Source organism: Micromonospora thermarum, from assembly GCF_012034245.1.
In the GTDB taxonomy this organism is placed as follows: domain Bacteria; phylum Actinomycetota; class Actinomycetes; order Mycobacteriales; family Micromonosporaceae; genus Micromonospora; species Micromonospora thermarum.
Genome location: NZ_JAATEO010000001.1, coordinates 117,264 through 140,641, shown reverse-complemented (window position 1 = coordinate 140,641; position 23,378 = coordinate 117,264). Strand labels below are relative to the sequence as shown.

General features: G+C 71.5%; 20 protein-coding genes. 11 read left to right on the top strand and 9 right to left on the bottom strand.

Going from position 1 to position 23,378, the window contains the following annotated elements; translation table 11 throughout:
* Nucleotides 1–6 precede the first annotated feature (6 nt).
* Complete coding sequence (locus tag HCJ94_RS00720) at nucleotides 7–1,470, top strand: CCA tRNA nucleotidyltransferase (protein ID WP_167998986.1); 1,464 nt, start codon at nucleotides 7–9, stop codon at nucleotides 1,468–1,470.
* Between the two features lie 42 nt (nucleotides 1,471–1,512).
* Here the strand turns inward: HCJ94_RS00720 and HCJ94_RS00715 are convergent, their stop codons facing one another.
* From HCJ94_RS00715 to HCJ94_RS00705, 3 genes are all read right to left on the bottom strand, one after another.
* The gene (locus tag HCJ94_RS00715; RefSeq protein WP_167998985.1) at nucleotides 1,513–3,024 is read right to left on the bottom strand and encodes a flotillin family protein; all 1,512 of its coding nucleotides are present in this window, start codon (nucleotides 3,022–3,024) and stop codon (nucleotides 1,513–1,515) included.
* Between the two features lie 71 nt (nucleotides 3,025–3,095).
* Nucleotides 3,096–3,638, bottom strand: coding sequence for an NfeD C-terminal domain-containing protein (locus HCJ94_RS00710; RefSeq protein WP_167998984.1), 543 nt, complete (start codon nucleotides 3,636–3,638; stop codon nucleotides 3,096–3,098).
* Nucleotides 3,639–3,651: 13 nt separating this feature from the next.
* Nucleotides 3,652–4,782: a TolB family protein gene (locus HCJ94_RS00705; protein WP_167998983.1), complete on the bottom strand. Its 1,131-nt coding sequence runs from the start codon at nucleotides 4,780–4,782 to the stop codon at nucleotides 3,652–3,654.
* A gap of 280 nt (nucleotides 4,783–5,062) precedes the next feature.
* Between HCJ94_RS00705 and HCJ94_RS00700 the strand changes: the two genes are divergently transcribed.
* Together HCJ94_RS00700 and HCJ94_RS00695 are read left to right on the top strand one after the other, a co-directional pair.
* Nucleotides 5,063–5,467: a hypothetical protein gene (locus HCJ94_RS00700; protein WP_167998982.1), complete on the top strand. Its 405-nt coding sequence runs from the start codon at nucleotides 5,063–5,065 to the stop codon at nucleotides 5,465–5,467.
* A 34-nt stretch (nucleotides 5,468–5,501) separates the two neighbouring features.
* Nucleotides 5,502–5,984 (top strand): methylated-DNA--[protein]-cysteine S-methyltransferase, encoded by a 483-nt coding sequence (locus tag HCJ94_RS00695; protein ID WP_167998981.1) that lies wholly within the window; start codon nucleotides 5,502–5,504, stop codon nucleotides 5,982–5,984.
* 70 nt (nucleotides 5,985–6,054) lie between these two features.
* Here HCJ94_RS00695 and HCJ94_RS00690 read toward each other — a convergent pair whose 3' ends face one another.
* A complete protein-coding gene (locus HCJ94_RS00690) occupies nucleotides 6,055–7,134 on the bottom strand; it encodes an inositol-3-phosphate synthase (protein WP_167998980.1) in 1,080 nt (359 codons plus the stop codon).
* A gap of 23 nt (nucleotides 7,135–7,157) precedes the next feature.
* Entirely contained in the window at nucleotides 7,158–7,796 is a 639-nt protein-coding gene (locus HCJ94_RS00685; RefSeq protein WP_167998979.1) for a PadR family transcriptional regulator, read from the bottom strand.
* Between the two features lie 174 nt (nucleotides 7,797–7,970).
* Here HCJ94_RS00685 and HCJ94_RS00680 point away from each other — a divergent pair, with 174 nt between their 5' ends.
* On the top strand, nucleotides 7,971–8,426 hold the full coding sequence (locus HCJ94_RS00680; protein ID WP_167998978.1) for a DUF5318 domain-containing protein: 456 nt from the start codon (nucleotides 7,971–7,973) through the stop codon (nucleotides 8,424–8,426).
* Nucleotides 8,427–8,567: 141 nt separating this feature from the next.
* On the opposite strand, the gene HCJ94_RS29805 is transcribed toward HCJ94_RS00680, so the two are convergent.
* The gene (locus HCJ94_RS29805; protein WP_240943719.1) at nucleotides 8,568–9,269 is read right to left on the bottom strand and encodes a hypothetical protein; all 702 of its coding nucleotides are present in this window, start codon (nucleotides 9,267–9,269) and stop codon (nucleotides 8,568–8,570) included.
* Here HCJ94_RS29805 and HCJ94_RS00675 point away from each other — a divergent pair.
* Together HCJ94_RS00675 and HCJ94_RS00670 are read left to right on the top strand one after the other, a co-directional pair.
* A complete protein-coding gene (locus HCJ94_RS00675) occupies nucleotides 9,238–11,541 on the top strand; it encodes a transglycosylase domain-containing protein (protein ID WP_240943762.1) in 2,304 nt (767 codons plus the stop codon). The two genes, HCJ94_RS29805 and HCJ94_RS00675, sit on opposite strands and share 32 nt — an antisense overlap.
* A 124-nt stretch (nucleotides 11,542–11,665) precedes the next feature.
* The gene (locus HCJ94_RS00670) at nucleotides 11,666–13,168 is read left to right on the top strand and encodes a glycosyltransferase family 87 protein (RefSeq protein ID WP_167998976.1); all 1,503 of its coding nucleotides are present in this window, start codon (nucleotides 11,666–11,668) and stop codon (nucleotides 13,166–13,168) included.
* Nucleotides 13,169–13,186: 18 nt separating this feature from the next.
* Here HCJ94_RS00670 and HCJ94_RS00665 read toward each other — a convergent pair whose 3' ends face one another.
* A complete protein-coding gene (locus tag HCJ94_RS00665) occupies nucleotides 13,187–15,379 on the bottom strand; it encodes a hypothetical protein (protein ID WP_167998975.1) in 2,193 nt (730 codons plus the stop codon).
* A complete protein-coding gene (locus HCJ94_RS00660; RefSeq protein ID WP_167998974.1) occupies nucleotides 15,376–16,167 on the bottom strand; it encodes a deoxyribonuclease IV in 792 nt (263 codons plus the stop codon). The genes HCJ94_RS00665 and HCJ94_RS00660 overlap by 4 nt, the downstream gene beginning before the upstream one ends.
* Before the next feature lie 616 nt (nucleotides 16,168–16,783).
* Here HCJ94_RS00660 and rpsF point away from each other — a divergent pair.
* From rpsF to rplI, 4 genes are all read left to right on the top strand, one after another.
* Nucleotides 16,784–17,074, top strand: coding sequence for a 30S ribosomal protein S6 (rpsF, locus tag HCJ94_RS00655; RefSeq protein WP_076468436.1), 291 nt, complete (start codon nucleotides 16,784–16,786; stop codon nucleotides 17,072–17,074).
* Between the two features lie 81 nt (nucleotides 17,075–17,155).
* Nucleotides 17,156–17,683, top strand: a complete 528-nt coding sequence (locus tag HCJ94_RS00650) for a single-stranded DNA-binding protein (RefSeq protein ID WP_176731587.1) — start codon at nucleotides 17,156–17,158, stop codon at nucleotides 17,681–17,683.
* Nucleotides 17,684–17,724: 41 nt separating this feature from the next.
* Complete coding sequence (gene rpsR / locus HCJ94_RS00645) at nucleotides 17,725–17,964, top strand: 30S ribosomal protein S18 (protein WP_007073789.1); 240 nt, start codon at nucleotides 17,725–17,727, stop codon at nucleotides 17,962–17,964.
* Between the two features lie 14 nt (nucleotides 17,965–17,978).
* A complete protein-coding gene (gene rplI / locus HCJ94_RS00640; protein ID WP_167998973.1) occupies nucleotides 17,979–18,425 on the top strand; it encodes a 50S ribosomal protein L9 in 447 nt (148 codons plus the stop codon).
* A gap of 251 nt (nucleotides 18,426–18,676) precedes the next feature.
* Here rplI and HCJ94_RS00635 read toward each other — a convergent pair whose 3' ends face one another.
* Complete coding sequence (locus tag HCJ94_RS00635; RefSeq protein ID WP_167998972.1) at nucleotides 18,677–20,203, bottom strand: hypothetical protein; 1,527 nt, start codon at nucleotides 20,201–20,203, stop codon at nucleotides 18,677–18,679.
* 397 nt (nucleotides 20,204–20,600) lie between these two features.
* Here HCJ94_RS00635 and dnaB point away from each other — a divergent pair, with 397 nt between their 5' ends.
* Nucleotides 20,601–23,357, top strand: a complete 2,757-nt coding sequence (dnaB, locus tag HCJ94_RS00630; RefSeq protein WP_373684174.1) for a replicative DNA helicase — start codon at nucleotides 20,601–20,603, stop codon at nucleotides 23,355–23,357.
* Nucleotides 23,358–23,378 lie beyond the last annotated feature (21 nt).

Genomic DNA, 23,378 nt, shown 5'->3' with positions numbered 1-23,378 from the left:
CATCCCATGTCCGACGCCGCCTCCGCACCGTACGCCGCCGACCGCCGCGAGCTCACCGCCGCGCAGCGCAACGCCGTCGCCGAACTGCTCCGGGTCTCCCCGGTCGCCGACGAGCTGGGTCGCCGGTTCGCGAAGGCCGGGCACGAGCTGCACCTGGTGGGCGGCTCGGTCCGGGACGCCCTGCTCGGCCGGCTCGGCAACGACCTCGACTTCTGCACCGACGCCCTCCCTGACGAGACGTTGCGGATCGTGCGCGGCTGGGCCGAGTCCATCTGGGAGACCGGTCGCGAGTTCGGCACCATCGGCGTCCAGCGCGACGGCCTGCTGCTGGAGATCACGACGTACCGGGCCGAGGTGTACGACCAGGTCAGCCGGAACCCGGTGGTGCAGTACGGCACCAGCCTCATCGAGGATCTGAAGCGCCGGGACTTCACCATCAACGCGATGGCGGTGAGCCTGCCCGACCACCGGTTCACCGACCCGTACGGCGGGCTGGACGATCTCGCCGCGAAGATCGTCCGTACGCCGGCGTCGCCGGAGGAGTCGTTCCGTGACGACCCGCTGCGGATGCTGCGGGCGGCCCGGTTCGCCGCGCAGCTGCGGTTCGCGGTGCACCCGGACGTGCGCGAGGCGATGACCCGGATGGCCGCCGACCTGGACCGGATCACCGCCGAGCGGATCCGGGACGAGTTCACCAAGCTGCTCTGCGGCGCCGACCCGATCACCGGCCTGCGGCTGCTGGTGGACACCGGCCTGGCCGAGCGCTTCCTGCCCGAGCTGACCGGGCTCAAGCTGGAGATCGACGAGCACGCCCAGCACAAGGACGTCTACGAGCACACGTTGACCGTGGTGAGCAACGCCGTCTCGCACGAGGACGAGGGCTGCGACTTCATCCTCCGGATGGCCGCGCTCATGCACGACGTCGGCAAGCCGGCCACGAAGTCGGTCGGCCCGGACGGCCGGGTCAGCTTCCACCACCACGAGGTCGTGGGCGCCCGGCTGACGAAGGCGCGGATGAAGGCCCTGCGCTACCCCAAGGACGTGACCGCCAAGGTCACCGCGCTGGTCGCGCTGCACCTGCGCTTCTACGGGTACGGGCGCGGCGAGTGGACCGACTCGGCGGTGCGCCGGTACGTCGCCGACGCTGGGGACCTGCTGCCCCGGCTGCACAAGCTGACCCGCTCCGACTGCACCACCCGCAACCGGCGCAAGGCGGCGCAGCTCGCCGCCGACTACGACGCGCTGGAGGAGCGGATCGCCCGGATCGCGGCCGAGGAGGACCTGGCCCGGGTCCGCCCGGACCTGGACGGGAACGCGATCATGGAGCTGCTCGGCGTACCGCCGGGGCCGGTCGTCGGGCGCGCCTGGAAGCACCTCAAGGACCTGCGGCTGGAGCGTGGCCCGCTGGAGCGGGACGAGGCCGAGGCGGAACTGTTGCGCTGGGCCCGCGAGCAGGGGGTCGTCGAGTAGGCCGGGACGCCGCCGGTGGGGCCGCGCCCCGGCCTCCCGGGCTCAGCGGGTCTCGGCGCTCTCGACGGCCGGCTTGCCGTTCGGCTCCGAGCCGGTCGACGCGGCCAGCCGACCGAGCAGACCGGCCAGGTCGATGCCGGTGAGGTCGCTGCCGAGCTGGAGTCCCTGCGCGACGTTGCCGGCGACGGACTTCGTGAGCGACGACGCCCCGTCGGTCGAGATGACGGTCATCTTGTCGATCGCGCCGATCGGCGCGCTGGCCGCCTCGACGACCTGCGGCAGCACCTTGACCAGCAGGTCCAGGACGGCCGCCTCCCCGTACGCGGCGAACGCCTCCGCCTTGCGCGCCATCGCGTCGGCCTCGGCCTGCCCCCGGGCCAGGATGGCCGCGGCCTCGGCCTGACCCTCCCGCTCGACCGCCTCGGCGATCGCGGAGCGCCGGCGCTGCTCGGCCTCACCCTCCTTGGCGCCCTCGATCGCGTTCGCCTCGGCGAGCGCGGCGCGCCGGGCGCGCTCACCCTCACCGGTGAGCCGCGACTGCTCGGCGGCGGCCTGGGCTGCGGCGATGACCGCCTGGCGCTGCGCGTCCGCCTGGAGCACGGCGGCGTTGCGGGCGGCCTCGGCCTCCTGCTCGACCTTGTACCGGGCCGCGTCGGCCGGCTTGCGCACCTCGGTGTCGAGCTGGCGCTGCTTGAGCTCGGCGTTGCGCTCGGCCACCTTCTGCTGCTCGGAGAGGATCGCCTGGTCCCGCTCGGCCTGCGCGAGCGGCCCGGCCGCCGCCGACTTCGCCTTCGCGGCGTCGATCTCGGCCTGGATGGCGGCCTGCTTGAGGGCCAGGTTCCGGTTGGCCTCGGCGATCGCCTCCTCGGCGAGCAGCCGTTCCTGCTCGGCCTGCTGCCGGGCCCGGGCCTCGGCGATCGCCGCGTCCTTGAGCACCCGGGCGGCCTCGGGCCGGCCCAGGTCCTGCAGGTACGACCCCTCGGCCAGGATGTCCTGGAGCTGGAAGGTGTCCAGCACCAGCCCCTGGTTGGTCATCGAGTGCTCGGCCTCCTCCGCCACCGCGCTGGCGAACGCCGCCCGGTCCCGGATGACCTCCTCGATGGTGAGCCGGCCGACGATGGAGCGCAGCGCGCCGGCCAGCACCTCCCGGGTGAAGTTGTCGATCTCGTCCTGCTGGTGCAGGAAGCGCTGGGCGGCGGCCCGGATCGAGTCCTCGGTGCCGCCGACCTTGACGATCGCCACCCCGTGTAGGTCGGCGCGGATGCCCTGCTTGCTCACCGCGCCCCGGATGCCGACGTCGATCCGGCGGCTGGACAGGTCGAGCGACTGGAGCTTCTGCACCACCGGCAGCACGAAGACCGAGGCGCCGAGCACCACCTTCTGCCCGGACATGTCGGTCGACCGGCCGCCGTCGGCGGTCTGGGTGGTGCGGCCCTTGCGGCCGGTGACGATGAATGCCTCGTTGGGCCCGGCGACCTTGATCCGGGACAGCACGAAGAGAACGAGGACGAGGAAGAGGACCGCGGCGCCGGCTATGGCGATGACGAGAGGCATGGGTGGGCCTTTCTGGCGTGGGTGGATCCCGGCGCGTCGATCGGGCTCGACGCGCCGGTGGGCTCGACGCGTCAGTAGGTCTCGACGTGCACGCTGGTGTCGCTGAGTGCCTCGACCACGAAGATCTGGGCACCCGCCGGGATCGGCCGGTCGGCCCGGGCGTTGAACTTCACCGGCGTGCCGGCGACGCGCACCCGGACCTCGCCGTACCCGTCGGCGGGCACCGGCGTGACGACCAGGCCGAGCGCGCCGACCAGGTGGGCGCGGGTCGGCGTGGGATCGGTGGGCATGTCGCGGGCCGCCCGCCCCAGGCGGGACGCGACCCACGCGGTGGGCACGGCGGCGAGGACGCCGCCGGCCACCGCCAGCGCCACCATGCCGGGAGTACGCGCGCCGAGCAGCTCGTTGACGATGGCGCCGCCGAAGCCGAACGCGCCGGCGAACCCGGCGACCGTCTCGGTCGACACCGGCCCGTCGAAGTCCGGCTGACCGAAGTGGAGCAGCTCGCCGCCGAGCAGCGCGAGCACCAGCACCGCGACGCCGATGGCGCCGACGATGAGGAAGATCAGTGTCCCCGTGGCCACGTCCCGCACGGTATCGACGGCCCGCAACATCGACTCCGTCCGGTCAGCGGGGCGCCACCAGAAGGACCATGTCGAGCCCCAGCGCCTCCGGCAGGGCCTGCCGGGCGAGTTCGCGCCCGTCCAGGTCGGCCAGCACCATCTCCCCCGTCCGCCGGTCCCGGTACAGCAACCGGTCGTCGGCTCCCCAGGCGACGTCCGCGTCCGGTGCCGGCCCGATCACCCGTCCCGTGGTCACCTCGACGATCTGCGGCCCCTGCCGGCCCTTCACCACGACCTGCCGTCCGTTCGGCGACCACGACCAGGGGCCGGCGGGGTCACCCTTGACCGGCACGAGCCGGGTGGGCCGACCGTTCTCGGGGGAGAAGAACTGCACGCCCCGGCGGGCGTGCGGCTCCGACTCGGAGCGGGGTGCGGTCGGATCGGTCTGCTGGAGCGCGACCTCCCGGCCGTCCCGGGTCCAGGTGAAGAAGCACTGGTCGGTGCAGAGGTACTCCTGGTCGTCCACCGGGAAGGTCCGCCACCCGCCGGTGGCGCCCAGCACGCCGAGGGAGAGGTCCCCGCTGTCCTTGTCCATGAGGGTCAGGGCCAGCCGACGCCCGTCGGGTGACCAGTGCGGCGTCATGATGCGGCCGCCGGTGCGCACCCAGCGGACCTCGCCGCTCGCCAGGTCGAGCAGCCCCAGCTCGGTCCGCCGGTCGTGGTCCACCACGGCGGCGACGCCACCGCGGGGCGCGGCCCAGACCTCGTCGTACCGGTCCGAGCCGATGTACCGGCCGCCGGTGCGGTCCAGCGCGTAGCCCCGTTCGACCGGGTCACCGGTCGACTCACCGGTCGACGTGGTGCCGACCAGCAGCCAGTCGCCGGGAAGCGTGAGGGGACTCGCCGTCCAGTCGCCGGTGGGTGCCGGAACGACGGAGCCGGTGGATTCCGCCGGGGCGGACGGCGGACCCCAGGCCGCCGGACCGGGCCCGGGGTCGGACGGCCGGAGCCACACGAAGGGAACGGCCAGGGCGACCAGCGCCGCCAGCGCGCCGCCGGTGGCGGCCAGTTGCCGCCGACGCCGCAGCCGCCGGCCCCGGGCCCGCGCCCGCTCGGCGAGGCCGGGCACCGTACGGGCCTCGTCCGCGAGCTCCCGGACGGCGGTACGCAGTGCCTGTTCGGCCGGTCCGTTCATCGCACCTCCTCGGTGAGGTGCCCGTTGAGGGCGGGCGTGTCAGCACCGCGCGCTGCCGGGGCGGCAGCGCCAGCAGCGCGTTCCGCAGGAGCAGCCAAGCAGTACGTCGCCCCGCTCGTTGACGAACGCGGTGAACTCGCCGTCGATGCCTTCGGACACCCGCCACCCTCCGATACTCCGACGCCGGTGGCCGTCCGAAGTTTGCCCGACACCGCAATCTAGCTGTTGACAAGATTGGGTGCGGACCTCATCTTTACATTGACTAGATGGAGGTGTCCCCATGTCCTCGGCGACCCTGACCACCGCCGGCATCCTGCTGCTCACCGTCGTGACCATCGCGTACGGCGGCCTGACCCTGCTCCTGCACCTCGCCCGGCGCAAGGCCGGCTACCTGGACAACCCGGTGCGCCGGGGCCTCTGGACCGCCGGGCACGCGCACGCCGGGGTGCTGGTCCTCTTCGCCCTCGTCGCGCTGCCGTATATCGACCAGGCCGACGCGTCGGACGGCACCCGCACGCTGATCCGTACGCTCTTCGTCGCCGCGCCGATCCTCATGCCGCTCGGCTTCTTCCTCTCGGTGGTCCGTCCGGGGGACACCAAGCCCAACAGGCTCGTCTGGCTCACCGTCGCCGGTGGGGCGAGCCTGGTCGCGGGCACCCTGCTGCTGGGCGTGAACCTCCTCTGAGGCCGGGTGTCGTACCGGCGGGGACAATGGGTGGATGCGCTGGACCGTGCTCGACTCGCCGATCGGCGAGTTCTCCGTGGCCACCGACGGGGCGTCCGTGTGCGGGACGCACTTCGGGCGGGTGCCCGCAGCCGACGCCGACCCGGGCGACGGGGCGGCCGAGCGGGCCGTCGCGGAGTTGCGGGCCTACTTCGCCGGCGAGTTGACCGCGTTCACCGTGCCGGTGCGGATTCCCCGTGGCTCGGAGTTCGAGCGGGCGGTGTGGCGGGAGATGACGGGCATTCCGTACGGGGGGACGCTCACCTACGGCGAGGTGGCCCGGCGACTCGGCGATCCGTCGGCGGCGCGGGCGGTCGGGGTGGCCTGCAACCGCAACCCGATCCCGGTCATCGTGCCCTGCCACCGGATCGTCGGGGCGGGCGGGAAGCTGGTCGGCTTCGGCGGTGGGCTCGACCGCAAGGTGACGCTGCTCGAACTGGAGGCGGGCGTCGCGCTCCGGCACGCCTGGTCGGGTTGACCCTGGTGACAAACGGCGAGGGCCGGGTCCGCACGGACCCGGCCCTCGCCGTTCGTTGCGTGTCAGCGCGTCAGCGCTCGACCTCGCCGGCGATGAACGCCTCGACGGCGGCGTGCGCGTCGTGGTCGGCGTACTGCACCGGGGGGGACTTCATGAAGTAGGAGGACGCCGACAGGATCGGGCCACCGATCTTGCGGTCCAGCGCGATCTTCGCGGCGCGGACCGCGTCGATGATGACGCCGGCCGAGTTCGGCGAGTCCCACACCTCGAGCTTCAGCTCGGCGTTCAGCGGGGTGTCACCGAAGGAGCGGCCCTCCAGGCGGATGTACGCCCACTTGCGGTCGTCCAGCCACGGCACGTGGTCCGACGGGCCGATGTGCACGTCGCTCTTCGCCATCTCGTGCGGCACCTGGGAGGTCACCGACTGGGTTTTCGAGATCTTCTTCGAGACCAGGCGGTTGCGCTCCAGCATGTTCATGAAGTCCATGTTGCCGCCGAAGTTGAGCTGGTACGTGCGCAGCAGCTCGACGCCGCGGTCCTCGAAGAGCTTCGCCAGGGCGCGGTGCACGATCGTGGCGCCGACCTGGCTCTTGATGTCGTCACCGACGATCGGCAGGCCCGCGTCCTCGAACTTCTTCGCCCACTCGGGGTCGGAGGCGATGAACACCGGCAGGGCGTTGACGAACGCGCAACCGGCGTCGATGGCGGCCTGGGCGTAGAACTTGTCGGCCTGCTCGGAGCCCACCGGCAGGTAGGACACCACCACGTCGACCTGCGCGTCCCGCAGCGCCTGGGCCACGTCGACGGGCTCGACGTCCGACTCCTCGATGATCTCGCGGTAGTACTGGCCGAGACCGTCGAAGGTCGGGCCGCGCTGCACGGTGACGCCGGTCGGCGGCACGTCGCACAGCTTGATGGTGTTGTTCTCGCTGGCGACGATCGCCTCCGCGAGATCCATGCCCACCTTCTTGGCGTCCACGTCGAACGCCGCGACGAACTTCACGTCCGAGACGTGGTAGTCGCCGAAGGTGACGTGCATGAGACCCGGGACGCGGTCGTTCGGATCGGCGTTCCGGTAGTACTCCACGCCCTGTACGAGGGACGAGGCGCAGTTACCCACACCGACGATGGCGACGCGGACGGAGCCCATAGCGTCTGCCTCCTTCTTCTTCATCACGGCCGCTCTTTCCTGGACTCTCCAGGCGGAGGCGGGCTGGTGTCTTCTCGTCGACCGCCGGCCGTCCCGGTGTCCGGGACCGTCGGGGCACGGCCGGAGCGCTCGTTGGCGATGAGCTCCTCCAGCCAGCGGACCTCACGCTCACAGGCCTCCAGGCCGTGGCGTTGCAGCTCCAGGGTGTACGCGTCGAGGCGCTCGGCGGCGCGGCCGAGCACGTCGCGGAGTCCCTCGCGACGTTCCTCGATCTTGCGTCGGCGACCCTCCAGGATGCGCAGTCGGGTCGCCTGGTCGGTCCGGGCGAAGAACGCGAAGTGCACGCCGAAACCCGTGTCGTCGTACGTCTCGGGCCCGGCCTGTGCGATGAGTTGGGCGAAGCGTTCCTTGCCCTCCGCGGTGATTTTGTAGACCACCCGACCTCGTCGGCTGGTCAGCGCGGGAACCTCCTCGGCAGTGGCGGGTGTCTCGGCGGCCTCGGTGATCCAGCCCGCCGCCTGCAACCGGCGCAGGGTCGGGTAGAGCGAGCCGTAGCTGATCGCCGCCCGGATGGCACCGAGTTTCGCGGTCAGCTCCTTGCGCAGCTCGTAGCCGTGCATGGGAGCTTCCTGCAGCAGGCCGAGGATGGCGAGTTCGAGCATCGGCCACCCTCCCTTTACCCTGTGCACGAAGTGCTAACCGCTGCGATGTATCGGACCGATACATCGCACGCTAGCGGATCACCATGGCCAGGGCAAACCCCCGTTCCGCGGTGCTGTGGTCACGCTTTGTCACCATGGTCGCCCCGTCGCGCCGGACCGCGTACCCTTCTCCGCATGCGTACGCAGCGCCAGGTCGTCGACTACTCGCTTCAGAAGCGGGCGGTGCTGCGTGAGCTCCTGGCCGGCCGGGTCGGCACGTACGACGTCTGCGACGCCTCGCCGTACCTGAAGAACGCGGCTCGGTTCCACGGTGAGCCGACCGACGAACGGTGTCCGATCTGCCGGAGCGAGAATCTGACCCACGTCCACTACATTTACGGGGACGAACTCAAGCAGTCCGCCGGCCAGGCCCGCACACTGGCGGAGTTGCCCGTGCTGGCGATGACACTGCGTGAGTTCCAGGTCTTCGTGGTAGAGGTGTGCCTCGGCTGTGACTGGAACCATCTCGTCGAGCAGTACCTGCTCGGGCGGGACGGGCTGGCCGAGGGAGGGCCGGAGCAGGGCGCGGTGGGCGGCGCGGCCGCCGCGGGCGCCCGGACCGGGCGACGGAGGCGAGAGGCGCAACAGTGATTCCAGCTCGATCGGCTGACTCGGGCCAGCGCGTGCACGCCCGGGACGACCGACGGCTCGTTGGTCTGATTGGCCCGATTGATTCGCAAGTGACACCGGCCGTCGGGCACGCGACCGTGCGCCGTTGGCGGGTGTCCCATCTCACGGCAAACCGGTGGTGGCGCAGCGGCGCTCCACCGCGACCGGCAGGGTGTGAGGAATGAACTCGTACGGCGATCCCAGTTCCCCGCACGGGCGGGCCCGGATTCCGGGCCAGCACGGCGACCACGGGCAGGCCGACGACGCGTACCGCTCGGGCGGTGAGGCGCGCGGCCGGTCGGCCGCACCGGACGGTACGGCATCCGCGGGCCGCGCCTCGGTGTCCCCCCGTGGCGCCGCCTCCGGCGGTCGGGCCTCCGTCGGTGGCTCGGCGTCCGTTCCGCCGCGCGGTGCCTCCGGTTCGGCCTCGGTCGGCCGGGCCGGTCGTGCGTCGGTGCCGGTGTCGCCGGCGCCCGGTCGTGCGTCGGTGCCGGTGTCGCCGGCGCCCGGTCGTGCGTCGGTGCCGGTCTCCCCGGCGCCGGGCGGGTCGGCGGGGCGGGCAACCGTCGGTGCCGCCGCGGTGGGTGCCGCGTCCGTCGGTGTCGGGTCCGCGGGGCGGGCCCGGGTCGGGTCGGCGGCGGTCGGGGGCCGCGCCTCGGTCGCACGGGCGGGCGTCTCGCCGGTCCCCGGCGGGCCGGGCGTCCCCGGGGGGCCGGGCGGGTTCGGTCGCGGTGGTCGCGGTCCCGGTGATCCGGACGCCATCGCCCGGGCGAAGAAGCGGAAACGGGTGAACATGCTGATCGCCGCGTTCGCGGTGTTCATCATGCTGGCCGGTCTGGGCGTGGTCGGCTTCACCTACTACTCCACCAACGTGGTCCTCCCCGAGGACACCACGCCGCCGCAGGCGACCGAGCTGTACGCGTTCGACAACAAGACCCTGATCGCGAAGCTCGGCACGGAGAACCGCACGCTGGTCACCATCAAGGACATCCCGCAGCACGTGCAGGATGCCGTCGCCGCCGCCGAGGACCGCAACTTCTACAAGCACTCGGGTGTCGACTACAAGGGCATCGCCCGGGCCGCATGGAACAACTTCACCGGCGGTGACAAGCAGGGCGCCTCGACGATCACCCAGCAGTACGCCCGCAACGCCTACGACAACCTGAAGGACGACACGTACGCCCGGAAGGTGAAGGAGGCGATCCTCGCCTCCAAGCTGACCGAGCGCTACGACAAGCCGACGATCATGCAGCACTACCTGAACGTGATCTACTTCGGCCGGGGCGCGTACGGCATCGAGGCGGCGGCGAAGACCTACTTCAGCAAGTCGGCCAAGGACCTGACCGTGGCCGAGGGCGCGGTGCTCGCGGCCCTCATCAAGCAGCCGGTGGCCAGCGAAACGCACAAGGGATACGACCCGGCGGTCAACCCGGTGGAGGCCAAGCAGCGCTGGAACTACGTGATCCAGGGCATGATCCAGGAGGGCTGGCTCAACGCCGCCGGACGGAAGCCGGCACCCACCGAGGCGGAGTACCCCAAGAACTGCCCGAAGGGGAAGGCCTCCCCCGGGTGCCTGGCCGACCCGAAGAAGGCCGGCGCCGGGCTGGACTACGGCATCAACACGCCGTACGGCAACGTGATCAACTACGTCAAGGCGGAGATGCGCGACAAGGGCGTCTGCGTCGACCGCGAGGACCAGGTCACCGCCAGAAAGCCGACCTGCTCGGACGCGCTGATGTCCGGTGGGTACCGGATCCGCACGACGATCGACACCAAGGTCCAGACGGCGGCGGTGGAGACGGCGCAGCGCAAGACCAAGGGCTCGGAACTCGACGGTCAGCCGTCGAACCTGATGGCCGCGGTGGTCTCCATCGAACCGAGCACCGGCCGGGTCCGCGCCTACTACGGCGGCGACAACGGCACCGGCACCGACTACGCCGGCAAGAACATCGACAGCAAGGGCAATCTCTCCGGCGGTCACCCGCCGGGCTCGAGCTTCAAGATCTACACGCTGGCGGCGGCGCTGGAGAACGGCAAGTCGCTGGACTCGCGGTGGAAGGGCAAGGCCTTCACGCCGGAGGGCACCGAGTTCAAGGTCAGCAACGCCGGCAGCGACAACCCCACGTGCAAGGACGGGTCGGACTCCTGCACCCTGCGCGAGTCGACCCTGAAGTCGCTGAACGTGCCGTTCTACTACGTCAGCGAGGACATCGGGCCGGAAAAGATCGTCGACGTGGCCAAGCGGGCCGGCATCACCACGATGTGGAACACCAACCCGTCCGAGGCGGTCGACCTGACCAAGGTGAAGGACACGAGGCAGGTCGCCCCGGCGCCGTTCTTCCACGTGGTCGCCTACGGCCAGTACCCGGTCACCGTGCTGGACCACGCCAACGGCGTGGCGACGTTCGCCAACCAGGGCAAGTACGTCAAGGCCCACTTCCTCTTCTCGGTGCAGAAGCGGAACCAGCAGACCGGCAAGTGGGACACGGTCGCCGACGAAGGCAAGGTCAAGTCCGTCGATGCCATCAAGCCGGACGTTGTCGCGGACGTCACCAGCGTCCTCAAGGACTACCCGGGCCGGATCGACAACCGACTGGAGGGCGGCCGCCAGGCGGCCGCCAAGACCGGCACCTGGGAGCAGAAGCCCGGCACCCTGGAGAACGGCGACGCGTGGACGATCGGCTACACGCCGCAACTCGCCACCGCCGTCTGGGTCGGCAACGTCAAGGATCGGAAGCCCATCAAGCTGAAGAACGGCGACAAGGTCACCGGCTCCAATCTCCCAGCGGAAATCTGGGAGAAGGTCATGGAGAAGGCGCTCGACGGCAAGGAGAAGCTGGAGTTCCCGCCGGCGGCCAACGTCGGTGACCCGAACTCCGGCAACGGTGCGCCACCGCCTCCGCCCGAGCCGCAGCAGCCGAACTGTGGGCCGCTCGACCTGTTCTGCCCGCCCGGCGGTGGCAACAACGGCGGCAACAACGGCGGCAACAACGGCCCTGGCGGTCCGCAGGACCCGGCTGAGCCGCCACCACCGCCGACCGACGGTGACGGTGACCGGGAGGCCATCCTGCCGACCCTGACACCACGGCGGGACTGACCGGCGGAACGCCGCAGGTGAGCGGAGCATCGCTCCGCTCACCTGCGGCGTCGTCGTTGCGGGGCCACGACATGTCGTCTCAGGGCGGGACGCGGACCCCCGGCGTACGGCAGGATGCACGGTCATGAGCACGAAGTCGACGCGTGGCATCGACGACGCCGGTGTCCCGGACCACCCGTCCCGCTCCGACGGGTTCGTCCGCGGTGTCTCCGGCCTGATCGGCGGCCCCCTGGGCGACCACGCCGTCGCGCTGGACCGGCCGGTCGGACGGGACCGTCACTTCTGGACGGCCGCACGGATCGTCCTGGCCCTGGTGTGCCTCACGCTGGCCCTGCACTGGGTGCAGAAGTCGCCCTGCCAGGACGGTGCCTGGACGAACAACGTCCAGTACACCCGGTTCTGCTACACCGACGTGCTGGCGCTCTACTACGCCGAAGGGCTCAACGAGGGCAAGGTGCCCTACCGGGACCACCCGGTGGAATATCCGGTCCTCACCGGCTACTTCATGGGCGCCCTCGGCCTGCCGGTGCACGCCCTCGGCAGGGACGACCCCGGCCTCAACCAGGGCATGTGGTTCTACAACGCGAATGCCCTGGTGCTCGGTGCGCTGGCGGTGGCCACGGCGGCCGTACTCCTCGCCCTGCGCCGCCGCCGTCCCTGGGACGCGGCGCTCTTCGCGCTCGCCCCCGCGCTGCTGCTCACCGCCACCGTCAACTGGGACTTCCTCGCCATCGGTCTCGCCGCGTTCGGCCTGCTCGCCTGGGCCCGCCGCCGGCCCGCCCTGGCCGGCCTGCTGCTCGGTCTGGGCGGCGCGGCGAAGCTCTGGCCACTGTTCCTCTTCTGGCCCATCCTGCTGCTCGCGATCCGTGGCAGTCGCCTGCGGGCCGCCTTCACCGCCATCGGCGCGGGCGCCCTGGCGCTGCTCGTGGTGAACCTGCCCACCGCGCTGCTCTACCCGAAGAACTGGGGCCGGTTCCTCGAACTCAACACCGAACGGCCGATCGACTGGGGCACCCTCTGGTACATCGGCCGCTACCTCGACGGGAAGGTCGGCGGCTCCGGCGGCACGGGGCCGTTCGAATGGCTGAACGCGAACATCCCCGTGCTCAACAACCTGTCGTACGCGCTGTTCATCCTGGCCTGCGTCGGCGTGGCCGTGCTGGCGCTGGCGGCGCCGCGCCGGCCGCGCCTCGCCCAGCTCGCGTTCCTGGTGGTCGCCGCGTTCCTCATCTTCAGCAAGGTGTGGTCGCAGCAGTTCGTGCTCTGGCTGCTGCCGCTCGCGGTGCTCGCCCGGCCGAAGTGGGGCGCGTTCCTCGCCTGGCAGCTCGCCGAGGTCGCCTACTTCGCGGCCTTCTACGGTGAACTGCTCGGCGCGTCGACCGGGCGGCCGGTCTTCCCGGAGGGCGTGTTCGTGCTGGCCGCGACACTGCGCCTGACCACCGTGGTGATCCTGTGCGTGCTGATCGTGCGGGAGATCCTCCGACCCGAGCAGGACGCGGTGCGCAGCACGTACGCCGACGACCCGGACGCCGGCGTCATCGACGGCGCACCCGACGCGCCCTGGCTCCGAAGACACCACCCGCCGGGTTCGACCGTCGACCCGACCCCCGCGCCGGCCACGACCTGACCCGGGGACGGGGGCGGCTCACAGCCGGTACACGACGACGTCCCCGATCTCGTCGCGGGTGATGCCGAGGCCGTCGACGGGCGCGTCGATGCTGACCTCCCACGGCGTGCCGGCCACCTGGTCGCGCACGATCAGCACGTTGCGGACGCCGAGCGTGCGCAGGTACTCGATGCTGGTCTGGTCGGGAAACGAGAGCGTCACCCGCCGGACGTCGTCCAGCAGGGTCGGGGTGAACCCGCTCCCGCCGTTGACGATGTCCTGGAAGTGGGTGGTGGACCAGAGCATCACCGGCTGGTCGTGGTTCTGGCTGCTGGGCAGTACCAGCAGTGGACCGTCGACCGTGCGCATCGCCGCCGGCTGGACCGGCACCACGGGGTGCGGGGTGCGGTTCAACCCTTCGACGGTCACCAGCAGCAGTGGGAGCAGCGTGGCGATCCGCAACCACGGGCTCGGCCAGGACGGGATCCGCTCGGCGGAGATGTCGCGGACGCGGGCGGCGAAGGCGCTGACCGCGCCGGCGGCGAGCAGACCGAGGAGCAACGTCGCCCAGAGCATCAGCCGCCCGGGCGTACGCAGCCCGTTCCACCCGGGCAGGTGCTCGAAGAGCGGCACGTACGTGAACCGGCCGCCGAAGAACTCCGTGCCCATCGCGAGCACCATGCTGACCAGCACACCCGCGAACAGCAGGAGCCGGTGCCGGAGGCGCCAGACCGAGAAGAAGAGGCCGCCCAGGGCGAGCGCGTAGAGCACGTAGCCCGGCAGCAGCGTCATCTCCGGGTGCCACGGCAGCGTCGCCCGTGCCCCGTCGTGCAGGTCGCCCCAGATCCGCGATTCGCCGGGCGCGGTGAGGAAGCCGGTCGCGGGCGGCGAGAAGAGGGCGATGTCGCCGATGGTCCGTTCCGCCTGCGGGTGCAGGTCGGCCACCTGGAAGTACGGGGTGGCCAGCAGCACGCCGACACCGGCGAAGGCCAGCCCGCCGACCACGTCGGCGGTGAGCAGCCGGTGCCCGAAGGGACGCTTCACCGGGCGGACCACCCAGCGCCGCAGGAACCAGGTCACGGCCGCGACCAGCACGATCCCGCCGAGGACGTACCCGAACGGCAGCCCGATGCCGAAGCCGAGGCTCAGCTGCCACGCGGCGACCAGCCAGCCCGCGTACACCCAGCCCACCCGGCGCTTCTCGGGGCGGTAGCCGTGGCGCAACGACCACCCGTGCCCCCGTGCCAGCATGGCCAGCGCCAGCGGGATGCCGCCGTTGGAGATGACGTGCAGGTGCCCGGCCTGGGCCAGGAGCCACGGCGCGTACGCGAAGCTCACGCCGGCCACCGCCGAACCGATCCGACCGGCCCCCAACTGCCGGGCCAGCGCGTACGCCCCGGACGTGGCGAGCGCGTGGGCCAGCACGAACAGGAGGTTGTAGCGGAGGACGGCAGCCTCCGGGCCGACGCCGATCATCCCGGCCGGCGCGTACCCCAGCAGCGTGTCGGAGAAGGCGAAGCTCCACCGCTCCGGGAAGAACGCGTTGGAGTGCCACAACCGGCCCGGGTCGGTCAGCAGCGCGTGGCCGGACCACGCCATCTGCCAGGACTGGAGGCTCGGGTCCCAGGTGTCCTGCGGCAGTGTGTAGCGCGGGTACTTCAGCGTGGGCCAGGTCATGAGCACGGCCAGGACGAGCGAGCCGAGGACGGCGAGCGTCCACTCGTGCACCAGCACCCGGCCGATGGCGCGGCCCACGCGTCGAGCGCGGGTCGGCACCGGCTCCGGCGCGGGCGCGAAGGAGGCGAACGGATCCCGCTCGTCCGTGCCGCTGGTCCCGGCGTCCTTGCCGGTCGCCGCGTTTCCGGCGCCACCCTTGGCCGGCTTGTCGCTGCCGGCCGTCCCGGCGGACTCGTCCGTGCCGGTCTTCCCACCGGCCGACTTGTCGGTGGCCTTGTCCGTGCCGGTCCCCGGCTTTTCCGTGGGCTCGTCCGTGCCTGCCGTTCCGGCTCCCGGATTGTCCGTGCCGGTGGCGCCGGCCCCCGGCTTGCCCGTGGGCCTGTCGGCGCCAACCGGCCTCTTCGTGGAGCTGACCGTGTCAGCGGCCCGGCTCGTGGGCGTCGTCGCGCCGGCCGGGTCGTCCGTGGGGTTCGGGGCGTCGCCGCCCGAGCTGGTGGCTTCGCTGACCGCGTCGGGGCGGGGCTGGCGCGAGCCGCCGGACTTCTCGGGGCTCATGCGGCCGGAGCCTCCGCGCCGAGCCGGTCCCGCAGGAACGCGATGTCGGCGGCCTGGCCGTCGATACCGCCCGGCGTCTCCACGACCACCGGGGCGCCGGCCGCGCGGATCACCGCGACCACCAGCTCCGGGTCGATCGTGCCGCCGTCCAGGTTGTCGTGCCGGTCCTGACCGGAGTTGAAGGCGCCCTTGGAGTTGTTGGCGTGGACCAGGTCGATGCGCCCGGTGATGGCCTTGACCCGGTCGACCAGCCCGAGCAGCTCCTCGCCGCCCGCGTGGGCGTGGCAGGTGTCCAGGCAGAAGCCGACCTCGTGATCGCCGATTGCGTCCCAGAGCCGGGCGAGCGCGTCGAGCCGTCGGGCGCAGGCGTTCTCGCCCCCGGCCGTGTTCTCGATCAGCACCGGCACGCCGAAGCCGCCCGAGTCGGCCGCGTACGCGAAGGTCTTGCGCCAGTTGTCGAAGCCGACGGTGATGTCGTCGCCCGCGTTGACGTGGCCGCCGTGCACGATGAGCCCCCGGGCGCCGATGGCCGCGGCCGACTGGGCGTGCGCGAGCAGCAGCTTGCGGCTGGGGATGCGGATGCGGTTGTTCAGCGTCGCGACGTTGACGACGTACGGCGCGTGCACGTAGAGGTCGACCTCGGCGCTCCGGAGCCGCTCCGCGTCCTCCCGGGGTTTCGGTGCCTTCCACCCCTGCGGGTCGGAGAGGAAGAACTGCACGGCCTCGGCCCCTCTGGCGGTCGCCTCCGCCAGTGGATCGGTCGAATCGACGTGGGCTCCGATACGCATGGAGGGGAGCCTACGTCGAGTCGCTGACAGCCGGGGTGCCGGCGGTGCCGGCGCCGGGCGTCACCGGACGGGTGAGCAGTCGTTGAGGGGAGTGGGACGGACGGTCCGTCGCGGGCCGGCGAACGCCGGAGCTGTGCGGGCCGTGCGGCCACCTCGATGCAGGGGCACCCCGCCGCGCGGCCCGGCGCGGCGGGGACCGCTCTGGAACCCGAAATCGCGACACAAGAAAATTGTCTGTGATTTGCCGATTTTTCCGACAAGGCGCGCGACCCGGTATAACGTCGGGTAACAACATGATGAAGCTCCGCGGGGCGTCTCCGGTCCAACCTCATCGGTGTGGTCGTTCCTCCCCAGGTCCCACCCAAGGAATGCGGACGGGACGCCCCGCGGCCTCCGTCACGGGGGGCCGACCTCGACATCGACGTCAGGGTCGGCCCCCCGTCGGCGCGTGCCCGGGAGTGCCGTTCCACCACTCCGGGCATGATCGTCGGGACCGGGTATCCTGGTCCGGTTGTCCGCGTCCGGTCGGGTTCCCCCGGTCCGGCGCGGGCCACGACGCACGACCTCCTGCCACGGAAGGACCGTGGCCGCTTAGCCCACAGGAGGTGAGCACGTCTTGCGTCATTACGAGATCATGGTGATCCTCGACCCCAGCCTCGAGGAGCGCACCGTCGCCCCGTCGCTCGACACGTACCTGAACGTGATCCGGACCGCGGGTGGCTCGGTGGAGAAGACCGACGTGTGGGGCCGCCGGCGCCTCGCGTACGAGATCAACAAGAAGGCCGAGGGCATCTACGCCGTCATCGACCTGCAGGCGACGCCTGCCGCGGTGGCTGAGCTGGACCGTCAGCTGCGACTCAACGAGTCGGTGCTGCGCACCAAGGTCATCCGGCCGGAGATGCGCTAGTCGCATCCCTACCCGGCACCCCCGGATCAGCCTCGTCGGCATTGTCGGACGGCTCTGAGAGCCTGTACGGCGAGACGATGAGTGCGCGAGGAGATGGTCATGGCAGGAGACACCACCATCACGGTCATCGGCAACCTGACCGATGACCCCGAGTTGCGATTCACCCCCTCCGGTGCGGCGGTCGCCAAGTTCCGGGTCGCCTCGACGCCCCGGTTCATGGACAAGGCGTCCGGTGAGTGGAAGGACGGCGAGCCGTTGTTCCTCTCGTGCACCGTCTGGCGGCAGGCCGCCGAGCACGTCGCGGAGTCGCTGCAGCGCGGCGCCCGCGTGATCGTGTCCGGCCGGCTGCGCCAGCGGTCCTACGAGACCCGTGAGGGCGAGAAGCGCACCGTCATCGAGCTCGAGGTCGATGAGATCGGCCCGTCGCTGCGCTACGCCACGGCGAAGGTGCAGAAGATGTCCCGCTCCGGCGGCGGTGGCGGCGGCTTCGGTGGCGGTGGTGGCCAGGGCGGCGGAGGCAACTTCGACGACCCCTGGGCCTCGGCCGCTCCGGCACCCTCGCGCGGTGGTTCGGGTGGCGGAAACTTCGACGAGGAGCCCCCGTTCTGATGGCGCCGAGCGCCCGCGATCGCAAACCAGGAGCACGAGCAATGGCCAAGGCCGCTGCACTTCGCAAGCCGAAGAAGAAGGTGAACCCGCTCGACAAGGACGGGATCACGTACATCGATTACAAGGACACCGCGCTGCTGCGCAAGTTCATCTCCGACCGCGGCAAGATCCGCGCTCGGCGGGTGACCGGCGTGACCTCGCAGCAGCAGCGACAGATCGCCCGTGCGGTCAAGAACGCCCGTGAGATGGCGCTCCTGCCGTACACGGCGACGGCCCGCTGAGAGGAGGCACGGACATGAAGATCATCCTCACTCAGGAGGTGTCCGGCCTCGGCACCCCGGGCGACATCGTGGAGGTCAAGGACGGCTACGGCCGTAACTACCTGCTGCCGCAGGGCTTCGCGATCGCCTGGACCAAGGGCGCGGAGAAGCAGGTCACGCTCATCAAGCGGGCCCGGTCGGCCCGTGAGATCCGCGACCTCGGCCACGCCAACGAGGTCAAGGGCCAGCTGGAGGGCCTGAAGGTCAACCTGAAGGCCCGCGCCGGCGACGGCGGTCGGCTCTTCGGCTCGGTCACCCCGACCGAGGTCGTCGACGCCGTCAAGGCCGCCGGTGGCCCGACGCTCGACCGCCGCCGGCTGGAGCTGCCCGGTCACATCAAGTCGACCGGCTCCTACCCGGTGAAGATCAAGCTGCACCCCGAGGTGACCGCCACGTTCAACCTCACGGTTGTCCAGGGCTGACACCCTCACCAGCACCACGACAGGGCCCGCACCGAAAGGTGCGGGCCCTGTCCGTTCCCGGGCCTGAGCCGGCCGGGCCCGGCGGCCTGTGCCCCGCGCAGATCGAGCGTCACCGCGTCCTGCCCCCGGCCGGGCGGGTGATCGAGCGGGACAACGTCGTGCCCGCTGGCTGCACGTGACGGTCGGCCGAACGTGTCGGTGCCCCGCGGCCGGGCGGGCCGAGACGCATGGTGTGGGCCGGACGGCCGCCGTCAGCCGATCGGCTGGCCGGTGATCGCGCTGATCATCACGGTCGACAGACCCCCGCCGACGACCGCGGCCGCCAACGCCACGGTGGCCGCACGCCAGGTCGTCCCGACCCGGCGCAGCAGCAACGCCACGACGAGACTGCTGGCCAACGCCAACCCCAACCGCGGCATGGCCTCCACGAGCGAACCGAGCGCCCGCGACCGCGGCGAATCGCACCCGTTGCCGCTGATGTCCGTGACACAACCCGGCGGGGCCGAGCCGTCCAGCGTCAACAGCCACACGAAGATCACCAGGGCTGGCAGGAGATAGCACGCCGCCGTGTAGAGCAGCGGCCGAAGCGGCCCACCCGGATCCGGGTCGAGCAGGTCGTCCTCGAGACGACGGGGCCACGGGCCCGTGCCCACCGTCTCGATCCGGCGCCGTACCGCCGCCATCGTGGACGCGGGAGCGGCCGGCGGAGGCTCGACCCGCCGCCGTGGTGCGGTGCGCGGACGGGGAGCCGTGTACGAGACGACCGGCGAGCGGGGAGCCGACGGCGGGGCGTCCATCCACCGGGGGTCGTCCCCGGCCAGCCGGGTGCCCGACCAGAAACCCTCCTCCCGGTCGTCCCGCGCCCACGACCAACCACCGGTGCCGCCGTCCGAGCGGGGCACCTCCGTCCGGTCCCATCGCGGCTCGGCGTACCGGTCCCACTGGCCGGTGCTGTCCGGCTGCTGCCACTGGGCGGTGTCGTCCGGCTGCTGCCACCGGCCCGGGGCGTCGGCGCGCCCCCAGCGGTCGACCTCGTCGGCCGGCTGCCACGCGTGCACGCCGGACGCGTCCCACGGGTCGACGGCGGGCCGGTACGACGATTCCTCCAGCTCCGGCGCGCGCCGCGCCTCCCGATCCCAGGGATCCACCGCCGGCGGCGTGGCCGACCGGCGGCTCCGCCGGCCCGGCCGCTCCGCGGACCACGCCGGCCCCGCCTCGGCCGGCTCCTCCGTCTCGTCGATGCCCGACCACACCACCTGAGGGCGGCGGGACGCCGCGCGCCTCGGCCGCGTCTGCGGGCCCACGTCGGACACCGGCTCGTCCTCCGCCCGCCGGCTCCCCACGTACCCCTGCTCCTGCGGACGGTCGAAGGTCCACTCCCGGGTGTGGTCGGAGTCCGGCGCGGCGCCGATCGCCGGCGTCTCCCGCCAGCTCGTCTCGGCGACGCGGCGCCAACCGCTCGTCGGCTCGGTGGCCCGCCGACCCCCCGACGAGCGGGGAGCGTCCAGCTCGTACCCGTCATCGTCGTCGTCCGGCGCCGCGTGCCGCCCGCCGCCGTCGGCACGTTGGACGCCCGACTCCAGGGCCCAGCGGGGCAGGTACGCGTCGACCGGCTCCTGCTGGCCGCGCTCGATCGCGCGTCGTCGGCTCGGGGTGCGGTAGTCGCCGGAGCCGGAGGCGTAGGGGGCGACCGGTGGGTCGGCGGGATCGCCCCAGCGGGCGGTCGGGCGTCGCCCGCGCGGAACATCCTCTCCGCGTCCCCAGTCCCGGTAACTCACGGCCGGAGCGTGACCCTTCTCAACCGAAAGCGCAATAGTCGTTGTCCAGGTGTAGCCGATGGTGGAGATAGTACGGGACAAATGAGGCCGGAGTCTGGCCGAGATTTTGTCCTCCACAGGGTGGGGACGGCGTTTCCCCAGCTCACAGTCGTACCGGGATCGAATTCCCCAAACGTTGTCCACAGCCTGTGCACACGCTGCGCACATGCTCGTCCACCGGCGTCCACAGGTTGTCCCGAGACTCGTCCACCGGCCTTGTTGAGCGGCTCACCCCGGGTTCCGTATGGTTGCCACCCGGCCCACCGCACGATGACCCCCGATCGCACGGCAGGCCGGCAAGTTGTCGTACCTCGGCGGTAGAGCTGGGACGACGATTCGACGGCGTGGAGGGGGGAGCGTGTCGGTCACCGACGACATGCGGGCGGACCCGCGCTCCGGAGGGCAGCCGCCCGCGCCGGCGCAGCGCGACGGCCAGTTCGAGAAGGCACCACCGCAGGACATCGCCGCCGAGCAGTGCGTGCTGGGCGGCATGCTGCTCTCCAAGGACGCCATCGCCGACGTCGTCGAGATCCTCAAGAGCAACGACTTCTACCGGCCGATCCACGCCACCATCTTCGACACCATCCTGGAGATCTACGGCCGGGGCGAGCCCGCCGACTCGATCACCGTGGCGGCGGCACTCGCCGACTCCGGCGACCTGGTCCGCATCGGCGGCGCGCCGTACCTGCACACCCTGATCGCCAGCGTGCCCACCGCCGCCAACGCCGCGTACTACGCGCGCATCGTCAGCGAGCGCGCCGTGCTCCGCCGGCTCGTCGAGGCCGGCACCCGCATCGTCCAGCTCGGCTACGGCACCGCTGCCGGCGGCAGCCGCGACGTCGACGACATCGTCGACCTCGCCCAGCAGGCCGTGTACGACGTCACCGAGCGGCGGGTCAGCGAGGACTTCGCCGTCCTCGCCGACATGCTCCAGCCCACCCTCGACGAGATCGAGGCGGTCGGTGCCCAGGGCGGCGTCATGACCGGCGTGCCCACCGGCTTCACCGATCTGGACCGACTCCTCAACGGCCTGCATCCCGGGCAGCTCATCATCGTGGCCGGCCGGCCGGGCCTCGGAAAGGCGCTCGCCCTCGACACCCCCCTGCCGACGCCGGACGGCTGGACCACCATGGGCGAGGTCAAGGTCGGCGACCACCTGCTGGACGCCGAGGGGCGGCCGACGAGGGTGACGGCCGCGTTCGAGGTTCGGCATGACCGCCCGTGCTACGAGGTGGAGTTCTCCGACGGCAGCGTCATCGTCGCCGACGCCGAGCACCTCTGGAAGACGACCACCCGGGCTGGTCGACGCTCTGCCGCCGCTCCCCGCCAGTTCCACTGGTCGCCGCGCGCCATCGAGGGCCTGCGCGAGGCGCATCACGCGGTCAGCGATGGCCAGACTCTCACCGTCGCCGAGCTCGTCGACTCGGTCGGCGCGGAGTTCGCGCACACCGCACAGCGCGTGGCGAGGAACCTCCGGCACAGCACACGGCGCGGTGGGCCTGGCGCCGGGCGGGGGCGGTCCGCTCGCGCCTACCCGGACCGGGAGTTGTACGGGGCGCTGCTCCATCGCGTCGATCGTTGGCGGGAGGCGATGGCCGCCGCCGACCGGACCGACGTCGTGACCACCGAGCAGATCCGCGCCACCTTGCGCACCCCGACCGCCGACCGGCGGCTGAACCACGCCGTGAGGAATGCCAAGCCCCTCCAGCTTCCCGGCCGCGACCTGCCCGTCCCGCCGTACACCCTCGGCGCCTGGCTCGGCGACGGCCACAGCGCCGGAAGCCGCATCACGACGGCGGATCCGGAGATCCTCGAACACATCCGGGACGACGGCTTCGTGTCGCGCCGGTCCACGAGTCACCCCATGCTCTACACGATCCTGCCCAATCCCTGCGGCAGTTGCGGTGGGCGCGGCGGCTGCCCGGTCTGCCACCACCGCCCCCGTTCGCTGTCCGGATCACTGCGCGCCTTGGGGGCACTCAACAACAAGCACATCCCGCAGGAGTACCTGCGCGCCAGCGAGCAGCAGCGCCGCGCGCTGCTCGCCGGGCTGCTCGACACCGACGGCACGGTCACCTCGACGGGCAACGTCGAGTACACGACGACGTCCCGCGTGTTGGCCGAGGACGTCCATGAGCTGGTGGTCAGCCTCGGGTACCGGTGTTCGATCTCGCGAAAGCCCGTGCGTGGGCGTACTTCCGAGACATCGACGGCCTACAACCTGAACTTCACGCCGCACGAGGAGGTCTTCCGGCTCACCCGGAAGCGCGACCTGCACACGAGCCGCCGCCGCGCCAGCAGTACGGCGCGCACCGACAGCCGGTTCATCGTCGATGTTCGGCCAGTGCCCAGCGTGCCGGTGCGCTGCGTGACGGTCGACAACCCCGACCACCTGTACCTGGCTGGCCGAGCCATGATCCCCACGCACAACAGCACGGCGAGCATGGACTTCGCCCGCAACGCAGCGATCCGTGCCAACCAGGCGTCGGCGATCTTCTCCCTGGAAATGAGCAAGGTCGAGATCGTCATGCGGCTCCTGTCGGCCGAGGCCCGGGTGCCACTGCACGTGCTGCGCAGTGGCCAGCTCTCCGACGACGACTGGACGAAGCTCGCCCGGTGCATGGGCGAGATCAGCGAGGCGCCGCTCTTTGTCGACGACACGCCGAGCATGAACCTGATGGAGATCCGGGCCAAGGCCCGCCGGCTCAAGCAGAAGCACGACCTGAAGCTCATCGTCGTCGACTATCTCCAGCTGATGACGTCGCCGAAGCGCACCGAGAGCCGGCAGCAGGAGGTGGCCGACCTGTCGCGTGGCCTCAAGCTGCTGGCCAAGGAGGTCGAGTGCCCGGTCATCGCGGTCAGCCAGCTGAACCGTGGCCCGGAGCAGCGCACCGACAAGCGCCCGCAATTGTCCGATTTGCGCGAATCGGGATCAATTGAGCAAGATGCCGACGTTGTCATTCTTCTCCACCGTGACGACTACTACGACAAGGAGTCGCCGCGCGCCGGGGAGGCGGATTTCATAATTGCCAAGCATCGGAATGGGCCGACCGACACGGTGACGGTCGCAGCCCAGCTTCACCTGTCGCGCTTCGTCGACATGGCGATCGTGTGAGGCAGACAGGTGGGCGGTTGT

Coding starts and splice junctions, on each gene's coding strand:
- HCJ94_RS00720 (WP_167998986.1), top strand. CDS start 7: ATGTCCGACGCCGCCTCCGCACCGTACGCCGCCGACCGCCGCGAGCTC.
- HCJ94_RS00715 (WP_167998985.1), bottom strand. CDS start 3,024: ATGCCTCTCGTCATCGCCATAGCCGGCGCCGCGGTCCTCTTCCTCGTC.
- HCJ94_RS00710 (WP_167998984.1), bottom strand. CDS start 3,638: ATGTTGCGGGCCGTCGATACCGTGCGGGACGTGGCCACGGGGACACTG.
- HCJ94_RS00705 (WP_167998983.1), bottom strand. CDS start 4,782: ATGAACGGACCGGCCGAACAGGCACTGCGTACCGCCGTCCGGGAGCTC.
- HCJ94_RS00700 (WP_167998982.1), top strand. CDS start 5,063: ATGTCCTCGGCGACCCTGACCACCGCCGGCATCCTGCTGCTCACCGTC.
- HCJ94_RS00695 (WP_167998981.1), top strand. CDS start 5,502: ATGCGCTGGACCGTGCTCGACTCGCCGATCGGCGAGTTCTCCGTGGCC.
- HCJ94_RS00690 (WP_167998980.1), bottom strand. CDS start 7,134: ATGGGCTCCGTCCGCGTCGCCATCGTCGGTGTGGGTAACTGCGCCTCG.
- HCJ94_RS00685 (WP_167998979.1), bottom strand. CDS start 7,796: ATGCTCGAACTCGCCATCCTCGGCCTGCTGCAGGAAGCTCCCATGCAC.
- HCJ94_RS00680 (WP_167998978.1), top strand. CDS start 7,971: ATGCGTACGCAGCGCCAGGTCGTCGACTACTCGCTTCAGAAGCGGGCG.
- HCJ94_RS00675 (WP_240943762.1), top strand. CDS start 9,238: ATGCTGATCGCCGCGTTCGCGGTGTTCATCATGCTGGCCGGTCTGGGC.
- HCJ94_RS29805 (WP_240943719.1), bottom strand. CDS start 9,269: ATGATGAACACCGCGAACGCGGCGATCAGCATGTTCACCCGTTTCCGC.
- HCJ94_RS00670 (WP_167998976.1), top strand. CDS start 11,666: ATGAGCACGAAGTCGACGCGTGGCATCGACGACGCCGGTGTCCCGGAC.
- HCJ94_RS00665 (WP_167998975.1), bottom strand. CDS start 15,379: ATGAGCCCCGAGAAGTCCGGCGGCTCGCGCCAGCCCCGCCCCGACGCG.
- HCJ94_RS00660 (WP_167998974.1), bottom strand. CDS start 16,167: ATGCGTATCGGAGCCCACGTCGATTCGACCGATCCACTGGCGGAGGCG.
- rpsR (WP_007073789.1), top strand. CDS start 17,725: ATGGCCAAGGCCGCTGCACTTCGCAAGCCGAAGAAGAAGGTGAACCCG.
- rplI (WP_167998973.1), top strand. CDS start 17,979: ATGAAGATCATCCTCACTCAGGAGGTGTCCGGCCTCGGCACCCCGGGC.